This is a genomic window from Salsuginibacillus kocurii DSM 18087, assembly GCF_000377705.1.
GTDB lineage: Bacteria > Bacillota > Bacilli > Bacillales > Marinococcaceae > Salsuginibacillus > Salsuginibacillus kocurii.
The window spans coordinates 175,252-192,352 of the sequence record NZ_KB898629.1 but is presented as its reverse complement, the minus strand read 5'-3'; the positions used below and the strand labels follow the sequence as shown (position 1 = coordinate 192,352).

The window sequence follows — 17,101 nt, the reverse complement described above, 5'->3', positions numbered from 1 at the left end:
CGGGCTTGGATAACGACGCAGAGCTCTTCTCTCCCACCGAGGAGGCTGTCGCCGCCGCAGGGTGGGAGAAAGAGATCTCAAGTCGTTAGCCCGCGAAGCTAGACAGAAAAGCGGAGGCGCCTTGCTCAGAGGCGACAAGTTTTTCAGCACCTGCACAGAGGAGCTTGCTCCTCGAAGTCTGGGGCAGAAAAATCCTCGAGCCTCTAGGCGCCGCAGCTAGACAGAAAAGCGGAAAGCAGCGTTCAGGGGCGTCAAGCATAAGACGGGCGGCGCCAAAGTCGCTCTTTGACTTTGAAGGCGAACGGCTTATGACCTCGAGCTCCAACAACTCAGCAAACTAGCATTTTCCCCTGACGACCTTGCTTGCTCCCCTTTTCCATCGTCCTTCTTATAAATCAAAAAAAGAAGCCAAGCCGGCTTCTTTTTTATTCCTATACCTTTACCTTTCTGCTTACAGTTTTGGCACCGGCGCACTGAACCGGTGTTCTTTTTTTATTAATACCAAGAGGGCAGTAAACATCATGATAATAAGCAGTCCTTCAGTGATTACAAAAGCATTTTCTGTAATAGGGAACCAGGTAAGTGATAGTAAAAGCATAATGCCCGCAAGCACGGCTGTCACTCTCGTAAAATAGCCTAGTACTAAAATGAAACCGAGCATTGTTTCGATGACGGCCAGGAAATACGAGAGATGACCGGGAATACCAGTTTCAGCGAATGACTCCCGTATGGCTCCGACATCAAATAGCTTCTCTCCCCCTAAAAGCAAAAGAGTACACCCTAACAGCACCCGTAATATGACAAACACTATATCTATTGAGCCTTTGAGCATAACTGTATGTAGCCCCTTTCTCTACTGTTTTTTCTGATATAGCGATCAGGTTTTTTCGCTTTTATTTTAAGCATAAAAAAAGCCGCATGCAAGATAACCATGCGACTGTTCACAATAACTATAATTAATGCAAGAGGGATGTGGCTATTGAAAAGTAAATGAGCAGTCCCAAGATGTCATTAATGAAATTGCTCCCTCTCCGGTATTCAAGATTCGATACGCATTTCCTGAAAATACGAGTTTAAATCCTATAACCTCCTCATACCACTTTACGGCTCGGTCGAGATGAATGACTGTAAGCACAAACGTGTCGACTCGTTCAAATATCTCCTTCCCTTCTCAGCTTCGCCATACGGTTATGAGGTTGTTCTCAGCTCAATTTCAACATGCCTTGGTGTATATATACGCTTCTTCAACCACTGGAGAAAACCTCCTTGATGACAAAGAGATCCCCTCTTATATTCATGTGAAAAGTGGCCTTTATAGCCGCAGAAATAGGCAAATAACCATGTCACTGCCGTATGTTTCCTGTTAAAATAAAACATGTAATATCACCGTAATCGGGCAATATGTAACGACAAAAAACTATGCTGATGAAACAGTATTCACTTTTAAACATCATATGCCCTAAATGAATTGACACTCTTTCCCTGCCAATTTAAACGAAGCCTTAACATACATCACGTTCTTTCCTATAAACAAAATACATACTCATACAAGTGCTCTTCCTTTATATGACACATTTTGTTATTCACATCGTATATCAGAAGAGAAATTTAGACGAAGAGGTGCAAAAGATGAATTCAAAATACAGAAAGCACATAACCTTTCCATTGATTGTGGCAGCCGGTCTTTTAAGTTTAAGTGCATGTGCTGGGGAATCTGCAACTACTGCTGAAGTATTACAAGAATCAAATGAACTCATGCAAGAACTAGACAGCTTTTCTATCGCTATGGATTCTGAACAAACAATGCCTGACCTGATGATGGGCGAAAACGAAAGCGGCGACATGACGATGGACATTTCAAGCGAGCAGGATGTTACGCTGGACCCTTTAAAAATGTATCAACACATTAGCTTTGACATGCCCGACCAAGCAGAGGCGATGAGCCAAGAAGCGTATATGACCAGTGACACCTTTTATCAAGAAGAAATGGGCGGACAATGGATTAAACTTACAGGTGAAGCGTTAGCAGGAATGGGAAACATTGAAGAAATGATGCAAGACCCTGCCACTCAGACCATTCAAGCTGAAAAGATGGCAAATGAATTTAGCCTAAGTGAAGACAATGACCAGTATCATCTTGAATTCGAAGGCGATGAAGATGAATTTCTAGAAACGGCTGAGGAAGAGTTAATGCAGGCTATGGGTGGAGAAACAATCGATGACTTAATGTTTGAGATGTTTGATGAGATTGAGCTACACTCCCTTGATTATGAAATGTTCATTGACAAAGAAAGCTATTATTTAACGGACCTTGTCATGAATGTGGATATGGAATTTGATTTCGACTTAGGTGAGACAGATGAGATGTTTGGTGAGATGATGACCAATTTTCGGATTGTGCAAGACTCTCATCTTGCGTTTTCTAACTTTAATGAAGTAGAACCAATAGAAATTCCTGCAGAAATTGAAGAAAACGCTGAAGAAATGGATTCGCTTTTTGACGACAACATGGATGGCCTGCAAGAATGGAACGACTTGGAAGAGCATGAATTTGAGCTAGAAGACGATTAATTACTCCTCGATTCATTCCTTTTCAGGAACCTCATTACAGGAAGAGGGAGCTGTAAGATTGAAAGTGCAGCTCCTTTTAAAGTCTGTTCCTTCCTTATTCGACTTACTCACTTCATTCACCTATGTTCATACGAGAAAAGAATGAACGCAATTCGGATACGCATAAACACACAAGCTACGCTAAAGCTGTCCCGTTTTACCTTAGCCCGCTTTTTTGGACATGAAATGTTTTCCTGCCTCGTCCCTTTGCTTGCATTACCACACTACCAACACGTATACTTAAGATAGATCAGTTCAAAAAAGATCCCTCAGGGTGCGGGCACACCCTGAAGGCGCATACAGCTTCAGGTCACTCAAGCGATGGCTCGAAGTTGATTCTCTCGTATCCACCTCTTGTGAGTTTCGTTCACAATGCAGGGTGGATTATTTTTTTATTTCTTTAATGAGTGTGATCACAAGCTGAATGAATGCAACCAGAAACATGGCTGCAGCTAGTGCAATGGTTGTCTCCCCCACATGGCTTCACCCCCTCCCTCTTTGGAAGTGAGCCACCACCCTGCAATCTATCTCAAGCTGTACAACCTCAGTATACCAAACATACGTTCTCATTTCGAGAGAACACTTGAAGACAGGAGAGAGGACCTATTTTCACTAACGTTGCAACTATACTGTCTCCCCGAGAAGAAGTACTGGGAATCATACGCTCCCGTTATTGTTTGTTTAGCGTCTTGCCAACACCCGCTCCCTTTCCGCGGACAAACCACCTTGGCCCCTAGCGCGTGGACTTTTTTCAGCGGATGCACGCGTTGCTTACGGCAAAGAAGACACGTCAAGTCTCAAACAAAGTGAAGATCAAGCGGATGTCGCGCTTGTGCCTATGGTGAAAGCGTCAGCCTGGAGTGAAGAACTGATAGCACTATTCTGAATGTTTCTCTAACGATCGATCGAAGTACTTGTGGACAGTGTGGCAACGCTCATGACCTATTTCCCGTTTTATGCTTCTCTTATTGATAACCAGCCCTCTCTCCTTTACAATTTACCTATGATTTCCAATGCTTAAATCTTTTATGAAACAGGGAGCGTCACAAATGGATAAACGATGGCATTGTATTATTTTGTTAGGACTTGCGGCATCTATACTTAGTAGTTGTGCAAACGATGATACGTCAGCAAGCACAGTAGAACTGACTGACCTTAATGAAGAGGAACATGCATTATTGGAATTTGGCAATGAACATGCAGCGGCGTTCGATGTGAATTTACCAGCGGACGAAGCAGAAGCTGCTCAGCTTTATGTAGATGTATATGAAGATGGTGAATTAGTCGAAGAAAAAAGCAACCCTTTATTCAGCATAGAACTAGATGAGCAAGTAGACATGATTAAGATGGCTGCCAATTACACGGCTGATGATCCTGAGGACCAGCAAAAGATGCAAGTGCTGGGACAAGTAACCCAAAGTGAAGCAGGTACGGGCGGGTCGGGCCGCCAATATATTGAAATGTTGGGCCAAGAATCGTATAGTTTTACCCCAGGTGGCAACTCCACTCTAAAACCAGGCGAAAAAAGTGACCTTGCTCTTTTCACTACTTCCACTTCGTTGCGTACAGATTGGTATGAAGATAATCATGTTACCCGAATATCTGAAGACGGCGAGCAAGTAGTCCTTTTTGGTGTAGAGATATTTGAAGAACCTTTAGAAGATATAGACGAAAACTAAATAATAAGACTGGCTGTACCTTCAGCCAGTCTTATTTGCTATTTATAAAAGACTACTCGTCTATCAAGACGATGTTGTCTTTTAAAAGGGGTAAGAGCGGTCTTCTGCCTGAACACTTATCCATTGGTCTGTGGTCATTTTATCTAATACCCATTCCCCTCCGAAACGGCCAAGGCCGGAATCTTTTTCACCGCCAAAGGCTACATGGGCTTCATCGTTAACCGGTTGATCATTGACATGCACCATTCCTGTTTCAATCTTGCGGCCAACTTCCATGCCGTAATAGCGATCGGCTGTGAAAACAGAAGCGGTTAAGCCATAAGGTGTATCGTTAGCAAGCTCAATGGCTTCTTCAACTGATTCTACTTTTAAAATGGGGGCTACCGGGCCGAAGATTTCATTTCTCGCGATCGGCATCTCATTTGTAACATTTGTTAACACCGTTGGTCCCATTACCCGACCGTTCACTTCCCCTTTTACCTCTGCGTGAGCTCCTTGCTTGAGACTTTCTTCCACTTCGTTTTGAATTCGCTCAATTTGATCATCATTGATAAGCGGGCCGATAACTGTATCTTCAGCAGCTGGGTCTCCTATTTTAAGGGTTTTCACCTTCTCGACAAACTTTTGCACAAATTCCTCATAAACCTCTTCTTCTAGAATAATGCGGTTTATAGACATACAAATTTGTCCTTGATGCAAAAATTTACCGAACACTGCAGCATTGACAGCTTGTTCGATATCCGCATCGTTTAAAACAAGCATAGCATTGTTGCCGCCTAGTTCAAGTGTCGTGTCTTTTAAGTGTTTGCCGCCAAGCTCTGCTAAATAACTTCCGACTTCTGTTGAGCCGGTAAACGAAATCAACTCAGGAACAGGATGAGTAACAAAAGAGTCACCTATTTCTGAGCCTCTTCCCACCGTAACATTTACCGTCCCGGCTGGAAATTCTGCTTTTTCAAACAAATAAGCTAGTAGTAAACCAGACGTAACAGGCGTTTCTGACGCCGGTTTGATAACTACTGTGTTTCCGGTAGCGAACGCCGGAGCGACCGTGCGCATACAAAGATGAAACGGAAAATTCCAAGGACCGATCATCGCTATTACTCCTTTGGGCATGCGGTAGACATAGTTTTCTTTTCCACCTATTTGAGATGGTAAGATTTGACCTTTCATTCGATTCGGAAAAGAAATCGATTCTTGGATGATACCTAAAGCTATCTCAATTTCTACTTCTGCTTTTGAACGAGTGCTTCCCGCTTCTTTAATCAGCCAGTCTACAATCATTTGCTTCTCTTGTTTTACTACTTCCTTTAGCTTTTCTAAATAGGCTTGTCGTACAGCAGGTGCTTCTTTTTCCCACTTACTCTGAGCTTCTTTTGCTGCTTGATACGCCCTGTCAACGTCGTCTTCATTTACCGAATAAATCGTAGTAAGTTGTTCTCCGCTATATGGATTAATATTTTCTACTGTTTTCTCACTCGCTCCTTTAACCCATTCCCCATTAATATATTGGGTTGAAAAATCCACTTGGCAAACCCCCTTCACTTTAAAACTTAGACGTTAGTGTAATTCCCAATTGTAAAGGTGTTTTAAACCACACGCAGTTAATACGTATGCCTTGCTTTGCCCGCTGAGCAAGCTAATTTTGGTCCTCCCCCCCTGGCATGCCCACGCTGTGAAGCTTTGTTAGCCGAGAACAGTGAATTTATACAGTCCGCCAGCATTTTATTATTTCCGGTTACCTTTATGTTACGAAATCAAACGCGTGCTCAAAGAGTAGCATTACGAACCAGCGAAGATTTTCCCGGCGCTAGTATTAACGCTTCCCTGCTAATAAAGCAGAATTGCATGAACATGAAGAACGGTCCAACTATCGTTCTTTTTTTACTTCGACTACTTCTTCGTTTTCTTGCTACAATTAAAAAGGATAGCTATCATGAGGAGGATGAAGATGATGATGGAGGGCTCCATCTCTCAACTGCTAAATCTGTCGACGCTGCAACTACATACCATCCCTATCCTTACCGATATTCCAATGTTGGCGCTCGTGTTCTTATTTGCAGTAGTCGCCAGTTTATCTTACATACCAGGGCTTGGGCCGTACGTATCGCTTTTTCACACGCTCATTCATGAAACTGGGCATGCGACAATGGCCCGGCTTACCGGTGGCCGAGTCCGTTCCATTTCCCTTTTCAGTAATACTGAAGGAGTGGCGCAAACGAGTCATACGAGCTGGGTCGGTCAAGTGCTGACAGCGCTCGCTGGTTACCCCTTTGCTTCGTTGTTGAGTGTTTTGTTCATATATGCTCTGTCTGCGGGATTCAGCGCCCATGCAGCCGCTGTTCTAGCCTTACTTTTACTTGCTAATTTGTTTCTTTGGGTACGGAATTTAATTGGCTGGCTCTGGGTTTTGTCTGTCATTGGCCTGTTGCTTGTCTTTTATGTATACGCAAATCCCTTTTACTTTGAACTTACACTTACTGTATTAAGTTTGATCCTGCTCATTCAAGCCTGGGTAAGTGCCTGGGTGATCTTTAGTTTAAGTGTGAAACGTAAGCAACGGGCTGGAGATGCGACCATTTTAGCGGAATACACGCGGGTGCCGGCTGTTTTGTGGGGAAGTTTCTTTTTTATCCAGGCTAGCTTCTTCTTTTTGATTGGAACAGCTCTCTTCTTTGGCGTAGAAGTTGCCTGGATGGTTGACCAGCTTAGAAATTGGGGGGATGGATAACGAACGAATGATAGGCTCAGCAAGCACGACGCTCTACGCTTTTCTTATTTACATGAAGTAAAGGCCGGCTGCAAAAAATGCGATGAACAATACAATGGCGCTCCACACGAAGAGGAAAGCGCGCTGGAACTGCTGTGTTTTTAGAGGCGAGTCTTTTTCTTCCCGGGGGACGGTCGTGAATTCACCAGGGCGGCTCGTTCCATATATGGTAGGTTTAGGCATTTCCGGTGTTTTAAAGATGGCGATGGCAAGCGGAATAAGAGCAAGTGCTCCTAAGCCTGCGCTTGTTAATACGAAAAAGGCTGAGCTTTCAAGGATGATCGCGATAATAGCTAGTAGTATGGTGAGTATAAGTCCGAAGGCAAGCCCTTTGCTGGCGTTAGCCATTGTGCATCACCCCTCTTTTTGGTTAGTAAGTCATACGGTTTCGTTCAGGCTCAATCCTAGTTTAACATGCTAGAGCTATGTATGTGACAAATGAAAAAATCTTCTCATAGCTGCTGCTTTTTATGGTATGCTAAATGATGAATATCGCTTGGAACATCTTCGAGGCATTTGCTATAATACGGGGTACAATGTTTTTTATTTGGCTTTGTTTATAAGGATTTTAGAACGAGGAGACATAGGATATGAAAACAAATGATCTAATGATTAAAACAGTTGGCCGCATTATTTCGCCAATTGTGCTGATTTTCGCCGTTTACTTACTTTTTGCAGGACACAATGATTCCGGAGGCGAGTTCCCGGCTGCTTTAATGGCGGCGCTTGGCTTTCTTGGCATAGCCTTTTTCTTCGGATTTTCGACGTTTAAATGGATTTTCAGCAAGGTGCGCTTTGATTATTTATCCGGATTAGGTCTTGTAGTTGGACTCAGCCCAGGGATTGTAAACTTGTTCCTTGGTGACCCTCTGTTCACCAACTACCATGCTTATCCAGCCCTGCCGCTTTTAGGAGAAATTCATTTATCGTCTCAGCTCATTTTTGAATATGGCCTGACGTTAACCATTACATGTGTCATCATGTTAATTGTGGCTGAATTAACGGAAGCTCAATTTGAAAATGCCGCAGAAGAAAGTCCCCAATAAAAGAGAAGAAAAGCCAGAATCAGTTCAACCAACTGACTCTGGCTTTTTTATAGGATAGACAAAAGCGTGTTGCGCTAGTTCTCTTGAACGAGCGAGAACATTTCGCTTCGTAGCCTACTAGCTGTGCCCACGGCGTTAGCAGCGGCTTCATATTCACTTTCGTAGCGTTCTACGCTATTATAGTCCTCCCTCAGAGCCAGAAGAGAAGACCACCCCGCCTCGTAGGTGAATCAATTTCCTAATGGCGTTTTATGAGCAATAAAACGAATGGTATTTATTTATTTTTTACTTACTATACGGAATAAAAAAGTGGCTGAAACGTAAGACAGCGACTCCCAGAGGGTAACGCGCAGTCTGAAGGTCCACTTGTTCGCATGGTTACATCGAACAAGTTAGCTGAAGACAAGCCCTCGGGAAAGCGTCCGTCTGAAGGGAAGGCCACATTCTTGATTTGAATGTTCACTACTTTTGTTGCAAGATGAAATTGATTCAGGTAAATAAATTAACGTAAAAGCACGAGTTACGTTAAAAACTTCACCATATGTGCTTCATCCCAGTATTCGTCTTCTTTCTTTAACGCTCTCCGTTCAATCCCCATCACTTCAAAACCGTGCGTTTCATACAGAGCTTTGGCAGAATCATTTGTGGCTACGACTGAGAGCTGGAGCTGTTCTAGCTGCAAGGTATGAGCCACTTCTATTAATCGGCTTAATAAGGCAAAGCCCACCCCTTCTTTCCGGTGTTCAGGACTTACATACATGGCTAATACATGGGCCTTGTGGCGAAGTTTACTGGCAGATTCTCTATGTAACGTTACCACCCCTACCAACTCTCTCTTTTTAAAAGCTCCAAAAGTTAACGCATGGGGATTGGATAATTTCTTTTTCATTTGCCCTGTCAAATTTTCTTTACCTATTTCATCCTCATACGTCATCGCAAATGCAGTCGGGTCTTTTTGCAAGGATTCGAGCCGTAATTGGATATATTTTTTTGCATCGCGCGGCGTTAATAGTCGTATTTTCACTGCTAACACATCCTTTGCTTCTACTACAGACAGATCACTTGCTTGCACAGGGGCGGGAGAGACCTCCTTTTCTTTAATTACTTTTCCCGCTTTATATCATGTTCCGTCTTTTCCCACTCCACCACCGTAAGCTCTGGCCAATAACTACGCCATTTGGCAACTTTATGTTCATAGATTTCTTTTGTTATCAGTCGTTTATTGGGTCGTACTACCATTTGAAACAAGTCTTCCAAGCCAAAGGGAGCATCTACTTCATAGCTTCCGTTTGCTTGCTTTCGCATAATGACAGCTGTAGCTGTGGTCGGCCACGTGGCGACCGCTGCTTGCAGAGAGGTGTAAGGTGCGATGGGAAATCCGAATTTCTCTTTATACCAATGGTGAACAAGCGCCTGATTTTTCACATCGATCGCAATTGGAGTTTCACTTTCATTCGCAGTAAGCTTCTCTTCCAAAGCTTGTTCGTTCGTATGGCTATGTTCAGCTGCATTAAAGTAAACGACATCGATATCTTGCAAGCCATAAGTTAGGGGACGCTCGGTTACATCATTCCATACGGTTTGCACCAGAGCCCCTGCGCCAATGTAATACGTTTCCTTTTCCAAACGTAACGTATTCATAACTTTGGGTATAATCGGACTATTTTTTATAATCTCAATGAATTGCTCTTCTCGCCCCTGCAGCCTCATCTTCTTCTCCCCCTTCATTGAACAGTTTCTGCATTTTATTAAAAGCTTTCGCGGGTAAAAGCTTACTGCTCTGAACCAGTATTAGGAGACATTTTTTCCTCTTCTGCCCTGTCCAATTCTACTGTTCGTTTTCTCCATTCAGTCGTGGAAATTTCCCATTTTCTCGCGATTCCATCCAAGATTCGCAACAACTCACCAAAAACAGCAATGAACACTGCCCCACCAATCCACAATAAAACTGGAAGCAGCGTAACTTCTCCTGCTGCGAGTGACAAGAGTAAGCCGGAACCACCAATTGCAATAGCAATCGCGGCAAGCACCCGTGTCGAAACAATAAGCACTGCTACAAAGCGCATGCAAACACCTCATCTCTCTCCATATTAACCAAATCGTACCACATCGGCTTCACTCCCAACAGTATGTAACTCTAAGCACAGCGGTTTACAGTCCTCATTCTTTTTATTACACTGGCTAAGATTTCACCTTTCTTATCCGGAAGCTGCGCACTTCCCACGGCAAGGAGGAAGTTGAAGAACTTTACTATAAATAAAGGATTTCGATAACAATGACGGTAACTAGCCCCAGCCTCTGGTCAAACCGCCCCTTCCTATTGGTTTGGTGTGCCGGCATATTTGCCGTGCTCGGTTTTTCCATGCTTTTTTTGACAACTTCCTGGTACATAATCGAAGTACTCCAAGAGCCTGCTTTTGTGGGCGTCGTGCTAACGGTAATTACCGTGCCCCGCGTAATTATGATGATCGTGGGCGGGGTTATAGCTGACCGTGCCAAAAAGTCTCTTATCATGTTTACGACAAACCTGCTCCAAACACTTCTTATTGCTACACTTGCCTACCTTGTAGCGATAGGAGAGCTCAATATGCTGCCACTCTTACTACTTACGTTTTTATTCGGTGTTTTTGATGCGTTCTTTTACCCAGCGGTTATGGCTCTCATCCCCGTGCTGGTTGGCGAACACAACCTCCAGCGCGCAAATTCACTCTTTCATGGCATGACAGAGCTGATGTTTTTACTCGGACCGCTTATTGCCGGCCTTCTACTTACCGTTTCTACCTTTACAATAACCTTCGGCGCAGCCGCTGCCCTAGTCGCTCTTTCCACCGTTTTTGTCTACCCGGCCTTTATCGGGGACCAAAAAGCAAACGAAACGACCGAAGCGACCAGCGTAAAAACAGACATCACCCTGGGCCTCCGCTATGTGCGCAACTCGAAAATCATTACGTCCGGCACTCTTGCCATCATCCTCGTTAACTTATTTGTGATCGGACCAATGCTTGTCAGTTTTCCGCTTATCGTCGACGCCCAAGACGGTACCGCGCTTGACCTCAGCCTGCTCGAAGTCGGACTGTCTATCGGAACCTTTCTCGCAAGCTTTGTCGTTTATTTAATTGCTGGCAAGAAAAACCGGGGGCGGATCGTACTCTTGACGCTCGTCGCCTCAATGATCGCCTTTTTCGTATTCAGCCTCCTGGACACCTTGGCCGGGTTAATTGTCCTCGCTGCTATCACTGGTTTTGGCTGTATGCTTGTCTATTTACCGACACTTACCATCATTCAAGAAAACACGCCTAAAGACCGTCTCGGTCGCGTTATGAGTATCGTTACAATCTCTTCAGAAGGGTTTGCGCCCGTTGCGTTTGCCCTCGTTTCTGTCTTAGTTGGACTGGGATGGACGATTTCGACCGTTTTGACAGCAGCTGCTTTACTTGGTTTTCTCTGTAGCGTTTGGCTTTTTTTGAAAGCAAAAACCTTCACGCAAGCTGCGTGAAGGTTCTCTTACACTGAACTGTCGCCAAACTACCCTTCTATACCAATCCGGATAGCTTAGTCGTTGTGATACGGGCTTTTTTCTTGCTGTCGCAATTTCTTGAATTTGTTCGTCTCTCGTACTACCACCCCAGATAGAAGTAAGAGTGCAATCAAGTTCGGGAAGGCCATAAGTCCGTTCATGACGTCGGCAAAGCCCCAAACGATATCAAGCGTAACGACAGAACCGACAAAGAGCGCAACCACGAATACAATCCGGTACAGCATGGAGAATCTTGAACCAAACAAGTAGGTGAAACATTTTTCACCGAAGTAAGACCAGCCGAGAATCGTCGAGAATACGAAGAATAGAAGTGCGATCGCGACGATATACCCGCCCACGCCCGGCAAATAATTTTCAAACGCCATCGACGTCAGCTGGGAGGCACTTTCATGGTCTTCAAGATACATCTGCCCCATCACAAGCGCGAGACCCGTGATCGTACATACAATAATCGTATCGATAAATACCTGGGTCATAGATACAAGCGCCTGGCGCGCAGGAACATCGGTCTTTGCAGCCGCTGCCGCAATACCCCCTGTACCAAGACCGGCTTCGTTCGAGAAAATCCCGCGGGCCACACCTTGTTGAATCACAGCACCAACTGCCCCGCCGGCAACAGCCTGGCCAGTGAAGGCATCAGTGAAAATGTACGCGAACGCCTCCGGAACGAGTGGGAAATTAATGAGCACAATCGCAATACCTGCCACTACATAGAGGACAACCATAGCTGGAACGATCGCTCCCACTACTTTTCCGATGCTCCGAATCCCGCCGATAATCACAAGCCCGGTTAAAACACTTAAGGTAAGCCCTGTTGCCCAGGGCGGAATACCGAAGTTTAAGCTTGCAACCCCGGCAGCTTCATTGGACTGCACCATGTTCCCTATTCCAAATGCAGCCACTGAAGCAAAGAGAGCGAAGATGACAGCCAACCACTTCCATCCCAATCCTTTTTCAATATAATACATTGGTCCGCCGGCCATTTCACCCTTTGCGTCTTCCGAACGATACTTTACCCCGAGAATCGCCTCGCTGTATTTCGTGGCCATCCCGACAAACGCGGTAATCCACATCCAAAATACAGCACCCGGGCCACCAACCGCCACGGCAGACGCGACCCCGGCAATGTTACCAGTACCGACCGTAGCAGCCAAGGCCGTCATAAGAGCCTGAAAATGGCTGATGTCTCCTTTTTCCGTCGCATCCCGTTTCGTAAAAACAAGCTTTAATGCATAAGGCAATTGTTGAAAAGAAAAGAATAAAAGCCGAATCGTTAAATAAAGACCAGTACCTACAAGCAAAATAATAAGCGGAAGTCCCCAGACAAAGCCGCTTATCGTGTCAATAATCCCTTCAACTGCTTCCATTTGACCACCCTCTCTTGTTCATATATGTAAATTTATTGAACCGGGAATGAGAAAATTCTAACAAATTAAATGATACCTGTCTATTTATTTTCATAAAAAAGTGAGAAAAGCGGAGGCGCTTGGCTCAGATGCGACAAGTTTTTCTAGAACTGCGCAGCGCAGCCTGCTGCGCGGAGTCAGGACTAGAAAAAACCTCGAGCATCTAAGCGCCGCAGCTGGACAGAGAAAAGCGGAGCGGGCTTGGATAACGACGCAGAGCTCTTCTCTCCCACCGAGGAGGCTGTCGCCGCCGCAGGGTGGGAGAAAGAGATCTCAAGTCGTTAGCCCGCGCAGCTAGACAGAAAAGCGGAAAGCGGCGGTCAGGGGCGTCAAGCAAAAGGCGAGCGCTGCCAAAACCGCTTTATGGTTTTGAAAGGGCGCGACTTTTGACCTCGAGCCCCTGTCGCTTGAAGCTGGACAGAAAAGCGGAGGGCGTTTGGGTAGCGGCGCAGCACGCTTCTTAACCGGCGAGGAGGCTGTCGCCGCCGCAGACCGGTCCAGAAGCGATTGCAAGCCGCTAACGCCCGCAGCTAGACAGAGAAAAGCGGAGGCGCTGTGCTCAGAAGCGCCAGCAGATTTACGAATCATTCTCTAATAAGCGCCCGAGTAAAAACGTGCCCCGCGGCTAGCAATCGGCCGCGGGGCACTTCGTTTAGTTACTCTTCTTCACGTTCTTGATCTGATTTTTTGCTTTTTCTACTGCGACGGACAACTTCTTCTAAGAGATCTACGATTTCTTCTGTTGAGAGGTCCTCCTTCGTTTCTTTTGTTGTCTGTTCATCTGCTTGCGTTTTGTCAGAAGCAGAGTCTTCGTTTCGCTGCGCCTGCTTTTCTTTTTCCAAGGCAAGCTCTTGTTCTGTGAATTCTTCGGTTGGTTCTATGATGACTTCGTCTTCCCTTCCTTCTTTGAGGCGGGAGTTCTGAGGTAAGTCTCTTGCATAGATGACTTCCCCATCCGGAGTCATATATTTTTTGTTCATATTGCGTGTTTCGCGGTCAAACAGACTGTAAATCACCGGGATGACGAACAAGGTTAAGAACGTACTGCTGATTAAGCCGCCAATAACAACGATTCCCATTGGCTGTTGGATCTCAGTTCCTTCCCCGATAGCAAGGGCAAGTGGTGTTACCCCAAGAATGGTTGTTAGCGCAGTAATTAAAATAGGGCGTGCCCGGTCTTTCACTGCTTCAACCATTGCATCATAGGAACGCATGCCTTGCTCTTTTTTCTGGTTGGTGTAATCTACTAGCACGATCGCGTTATTTACGACGATTCCTGCGAGCACGATCACCCCGATTAAGGCAATCACACTTATTGGCGTCTGCGTTAACGTAAGAGCCAGCATCACACCGATTACAAAGAGCGGCACAGAGAACATGATCACAAATGGGTATTTAAACGATTCAAATTGGGCTGCCATGACGAGGTAAATAAAGATTAACCCTAATCCAAAGGCCAATGCCATATTTTCCATAGCGTCATCTAATAGCTCTCGGTCTCCGCCTACTACATACTCAGCTTCGTCGTCGAGTTCATAGTCTTCGACGATGTCATCAACGAGGGCTGAGACTTCACCTAAATTGGAAGAGCTAGTATAGACGACATCAAAGTCGATCGAAGGGATCATATCAGCTCGGTCAATGGTTGCCGGTCCTTCACCTTCTTCAATTTCTGCCACGTCTGAAAGCGGGATATGTTCCCCTGCTTGGTTTTCAATCGTAATGGACTCGTAGTTTTCTACGCTTTCGGTCAGTTCGTCGTCGAAGGCGACATTAACCTGGTAAAGACTATTATCATTTGTCTGGATCGTCGTCGCGACTTGCCCCGACGTTTTTTCATTAACAGTTTGAGCAATTTGAGCGGGCACTAGGCCTTCATCTTGCGCAGCTTCTTCATCAACTAGCACCTGCAATTCTGGTGCGGTATCTTCCACACTCGTGTCTACATTGCGAATGACAGATTCATCTTCTAATTCTTCAACAAGATCATCTGTCGTTTCTTGCAGACGGTCACGGTTTGGATCATTTATTGAAAAAGCAAATGTATTCGGTTCTCCCATCCCGGCTTGTGCCATGACACTAACATTAATTTCAGCATTATCATCAATATTTTCAATGTCGCTCTCGATCGTTTCCGTGAATTCGGTCGTAGTCACATCGCGATCAGAGCCCGGCACCATATTTACCATAATTTCAGCGATATGGCTTTCATCACTGATGCCGCCTTCCATTGCACTTGAGCCGACGGTACTTAAATAATGTTCCACTTCTGAATGATCGTCAAGTTCGTCTTCGATCTCTTCAACTGTTTCTTGCGTAACGTCGAGACTCGTACCGTGATCATGCTCTACTTCAACGATAAAGGTCCCTTCATCTGAATCCGGAATAAATTCAACACCTGCTGTCGTTAGACCAGCTGCTCCGCCTCCTAATAGAAGAAGGGTTAAAAGAATCACCACAACACGGCGTCCGAGCGCCCATTTCACACCGCTTTCCACGATTTTAATAAAACGAGAATTGCGGCGTTTTTCTTCGATGTTTTCTTCAGGTGCTGTTAAAATTCGACTTGCAATCATTGGCACGACGGTCAGTGCAACAAACAACGATGCAAATAAACTAAAGGAAACAGCTATAGCGAGTGGCGCAAACAAATCACCGACAAGTCCCGTCACAAATACGATCGGCAAGAAGACTGACACGGTTGTAAGAGTCGAAGCCGTAATGGCTGAGGCCACTTCTTTTGTGCCTTCAAAGGCTGCTTGTTTGGCTGGTTTGCGCATTGATAAATGCCGGTAAATATTTTCAATAACGACAATTGAGTTATCGACCAACATGCCGATACCAAGAGCAAGACCACCAAGGGTCATCATGTTAAGTGTTACATCGGTGAAGAAAAAGAGCGCAAATGTTACAATGATGGAAAATGGTATCGCAATCCCAATAATGAGCGGCGTCTTTACGTTTCTAAGGAAGAAAAAGAGCACCAGCATCGCAAGAACTCCCCCGCCAACGAGGGCTAGCATGACACTGTCAATTGCGTCTTGAATGTATTCGCCTTCGCTATAGAGTGTCACGACAGAGAGGTCATCATAAGGTTCATCTTCTTGAAGCTCTGCTAGTTCTTCTTCAAAGTCTTGCGTCACTTGGGTCGTGTTCGCATCTGACTCTTGCATAAGATCTAGTTGAATCGCTGCTTCCTGATTGACTCTCGTAATCACATCTTCATCTTCTACGGTGAAAGAGACAGTAGCAACATCAGCGATTGTCGTTTGCTCCCCTGTCTCAGGGTCCTGTCCTACTACGAGTTCTTCGATGTCCTCTTGAGAGGTGAGTTCACTCAGAACGCGAGTGGAAATGTTGCGCTCCCCGTCTTGAATAACACCTCCGGGGACGGCGATATCATGGCTTTGGATCGTTTCGACAATATCTTCTTGAGAAACGCCCGCATCGTTTACTTCTTCTTGGTTTAATTCGACTTCATAGAGTTCAGTCATAGAGCCAGATTCACTAAGGTCGGCCACCCCGTCTATACGTGAAAGTTCCCGTTGCATATCAAATACGTCATCTTGAAAGTCGATCACGTCATCCCCGTCAGACGAAACAGCGATTTGCATACTTGGAAACATGGAAGGATCAAATTCTATAAAAGAAGGTTGTCCTGCGTCCTCTGGCAGGTCTGATTGTGTGATCGTGGAGACGATTTCTGTCTCGACATCACTAATTGAAGTATCCCAATCAAACTCTAATATAACGATTGAAGACCCTTCACTAGACTGTGAGGTCATATCATTCAAACCAGAAATAGTAGATAAATCTTCTTCTAGTACTTCTGTTACATCATTTACTACTTCTTCCGGGCCTGCTCCTTCATAACTTGTAGCCACTGCTGCCACCGGTGCTTCTACGTCCGGAAACAACTGCAAAGGAAGTCGTGTAAGAGACACCAGGCCTAATATAAGCAAGACAAGCATAATAACAATCGTGAACTTAGGCCGATTTATAGAAAAACTAGATAATTTCATGCGTATGTTCCTCTCTTTCTCTTGTTATAA

The 17,101-nt window shown here is 45.0% G+C and carries 14 protein-coding genes; 5 read left to right on the top strand and 9 right to left on the bottom strand.

All coding sequences use genetic code 11. The annotated features are described in order from the left end of the window. Window positions 1-451: 451 nt before the first annotated feature. On the bottom strand, window positions 452-832 hold the full coding sequence (locus D469_RS20465) for a DoxX family membrane protein (RefSeq protein WP_018924104.1): 381 nt from the start codon (window positions 830-832) through the stop codon (window positions 452-454). A 144-nt stretch (window positions 833-976) separates the two neighbouring features. Beyond that, on the bottom strand, window positions 977-1,159 hold the full coding sequence (locus tag D469_RS22790; RefSeq protein ID WP_083910826.1) for a VOC family protein: 183 nt from the start codon (window positions 1,157-1,159) through the stop codon (window positions 977-979). 470 nt (window positions 1,160-1,629) lie between these two features. Between D469_RS22790 and D469_RS0114365 the strand changes: the two genes are divergently transcribed. Next, a complete protein-coding gene (locus D469_RS0114365; RefSeq protein ID WP_018924103.1) occupies window positions 1,630-2,571 on the top strand; it encodes a DUF6612 family protein in 942 nt (313 codons plus the stop codon). A gap of 1,088 nt (window positions 2,572-3,659) precedes the next feature. Beyond that, a complete protein-coding gene (locus tag D469_RS0114355; protein ID WP_018924101.1) occupies window positions 3,660-4,289 on the top strand; it encodes a hypothetical protein in 630 nt (209 codons plus the stop codon). 81 nt (window positions 4,290-4,370) lie between these two features. Here the strand turns inward: D469_RS0114355 and D469_RS0114350 are convergent, their stop codons facing one another. After that, window positions 4,371-5,816, bottom strand: coding sequence for an aldehyde dehydrogenase family protein (locus D469_RS0114350; protein WP_018924100.1), 1,446 nt, complete (start codon window positions 5,814-5,816; stop codon window positions 4,371-4,373). Window positions 5,817-6,240: 424 nt separating this feature from the next. On the opposite strand from D469_RS0114350, the gene D469_RS20460 reads away from it, so the two are divergent. After that, on the top strand, window positions 6,241-7,020 hold the full coding sequence (locus D469_RS20460; RefSeq protein ID WP_018924099.1) for a M50 family metallopeptidase: 780 nt from the start codon (window positions 6,241-6,243) through the stop codon (window positions 7,018-7,020). Window positions 7,021-7,068: 48 nt separating this feature from the next. Here the strand turns inward: D469_RS20460 and D469_RS0114340 are convergent, their stop codons facing one another. Further along, a complete protein-coding gene (locus D469_RS0114340) occupies window positions 7,069-7,407 on the bottom strand; it encodes a hypothetical protein (protein ID WP_018924098.1) in 339 nt (112 codons plus the stop codon). A gap of 242 nt (window positions 7,408-7,649) precedes the next feature. Here D469_RS0114340 and D469_RS0114335 point away from each other — a divergent pair, with 242 nt between their 5' ends. Further along, window positions 7,650-8,105 carry an MnhB domain-containing protein gene (locus D469_RS0114335; RefSeq protein WP_018924097.1) on the top strand — a complete coding sequence of 152 codons (456 nt, stop codon included), beginning with the start codon at window positions 7,650-7,652 and terminating at the stop codon, window positions 8,103-8,105. A gap of 520 nt (window positions 8,106-8,625) precedes the next feature. Here the strand turns inward: D469_RS0114335 and D469_RS0114330 are convergent. The 3 genes from D469_RS0114330 to D469_RS0114320 form a co-directional block, all read right to left on the bottom strand. Next, entirely contained in the window at window positions 8,626-9,177 is a 552-nt protein-coding gene (locus D469_RS0114330) for a GNAT family N-acetyltransferase (RefSeq protein WP_018924096.1), read from the bottom strand. Between the two features lie 29 nt (window positions 9,178-9,206). Then, entirely contained in the window at window positions 9,207-9,815 is a 609-nt protein-coding gene (locus D469_RS0114325; RefSeq protein WP_018924095.1) for a nucleotidyltransferase family protein, read from the bottom strand. Window positions 9,816-9,877: 62 nt separating this feature from the next. Then, a complete protein-coding gene (locus D469_RS0114320) occupies window positions 9,878-10,171 on the bottom strand; it encodes a hypothetical protein (protein WP_018924094.1) in 294 nt (97 codons plus the stop codon). A 209-nt stretch (window positions 10,172-10,380) separates the two neighbouring features. Here D469_RS0114320 and D469_RS0114315 point away from each other — a divergent pair, with 209 nt between their 5' ends. Beyond that, window positions 10,381-11,601, top strand: coding sequence for an MFS transporter (locus tag D469_RS0114315; protein WP_026286253.1), 1,221 nt, complete (start codon window positions 10,381-10,383; stop codon window positions 11,599-11,601). Window positions 11,602-11,657: 56 nt separating this feature from the next. Here D469_RS0114315 and D469_RS0114310 read toward each other — a convergent pair whose 3' ends face one another. Together D469_RS0114310 and D469_RS0114305 are read right to left on the bottom strand one after the other, a co-directional pair. After that, on the bottom strand, window positions 11,658-13,010 hold the full coding sequence (locus tag D469_RS0114310) for an alanine/glycine:cation symporter family protein (protein ID WP_018924091.1): 1,353 nt from the start codon (window positions 13,008-13,010) through the stop codon (window positions 11,658-11,660). Between the two features lie 695 nt (window positions 13,011-13,705). Beyond that, the gene (locus D469_RS0114305; RefSeq protein ID WP_018924089.1) at window positions 13,706-17,071 is read right to left on the bottom strand and encodes an efflux RND transporter permease subunit; all 3,366 of its coding nucleotides are present in this window, start codon (window positions 17,069-17,071) and stop codon (window positions 13,706-13,708) included. Between the last annotated feature and the right edge of the window lie 30 nt (window positions 17,072-17,101).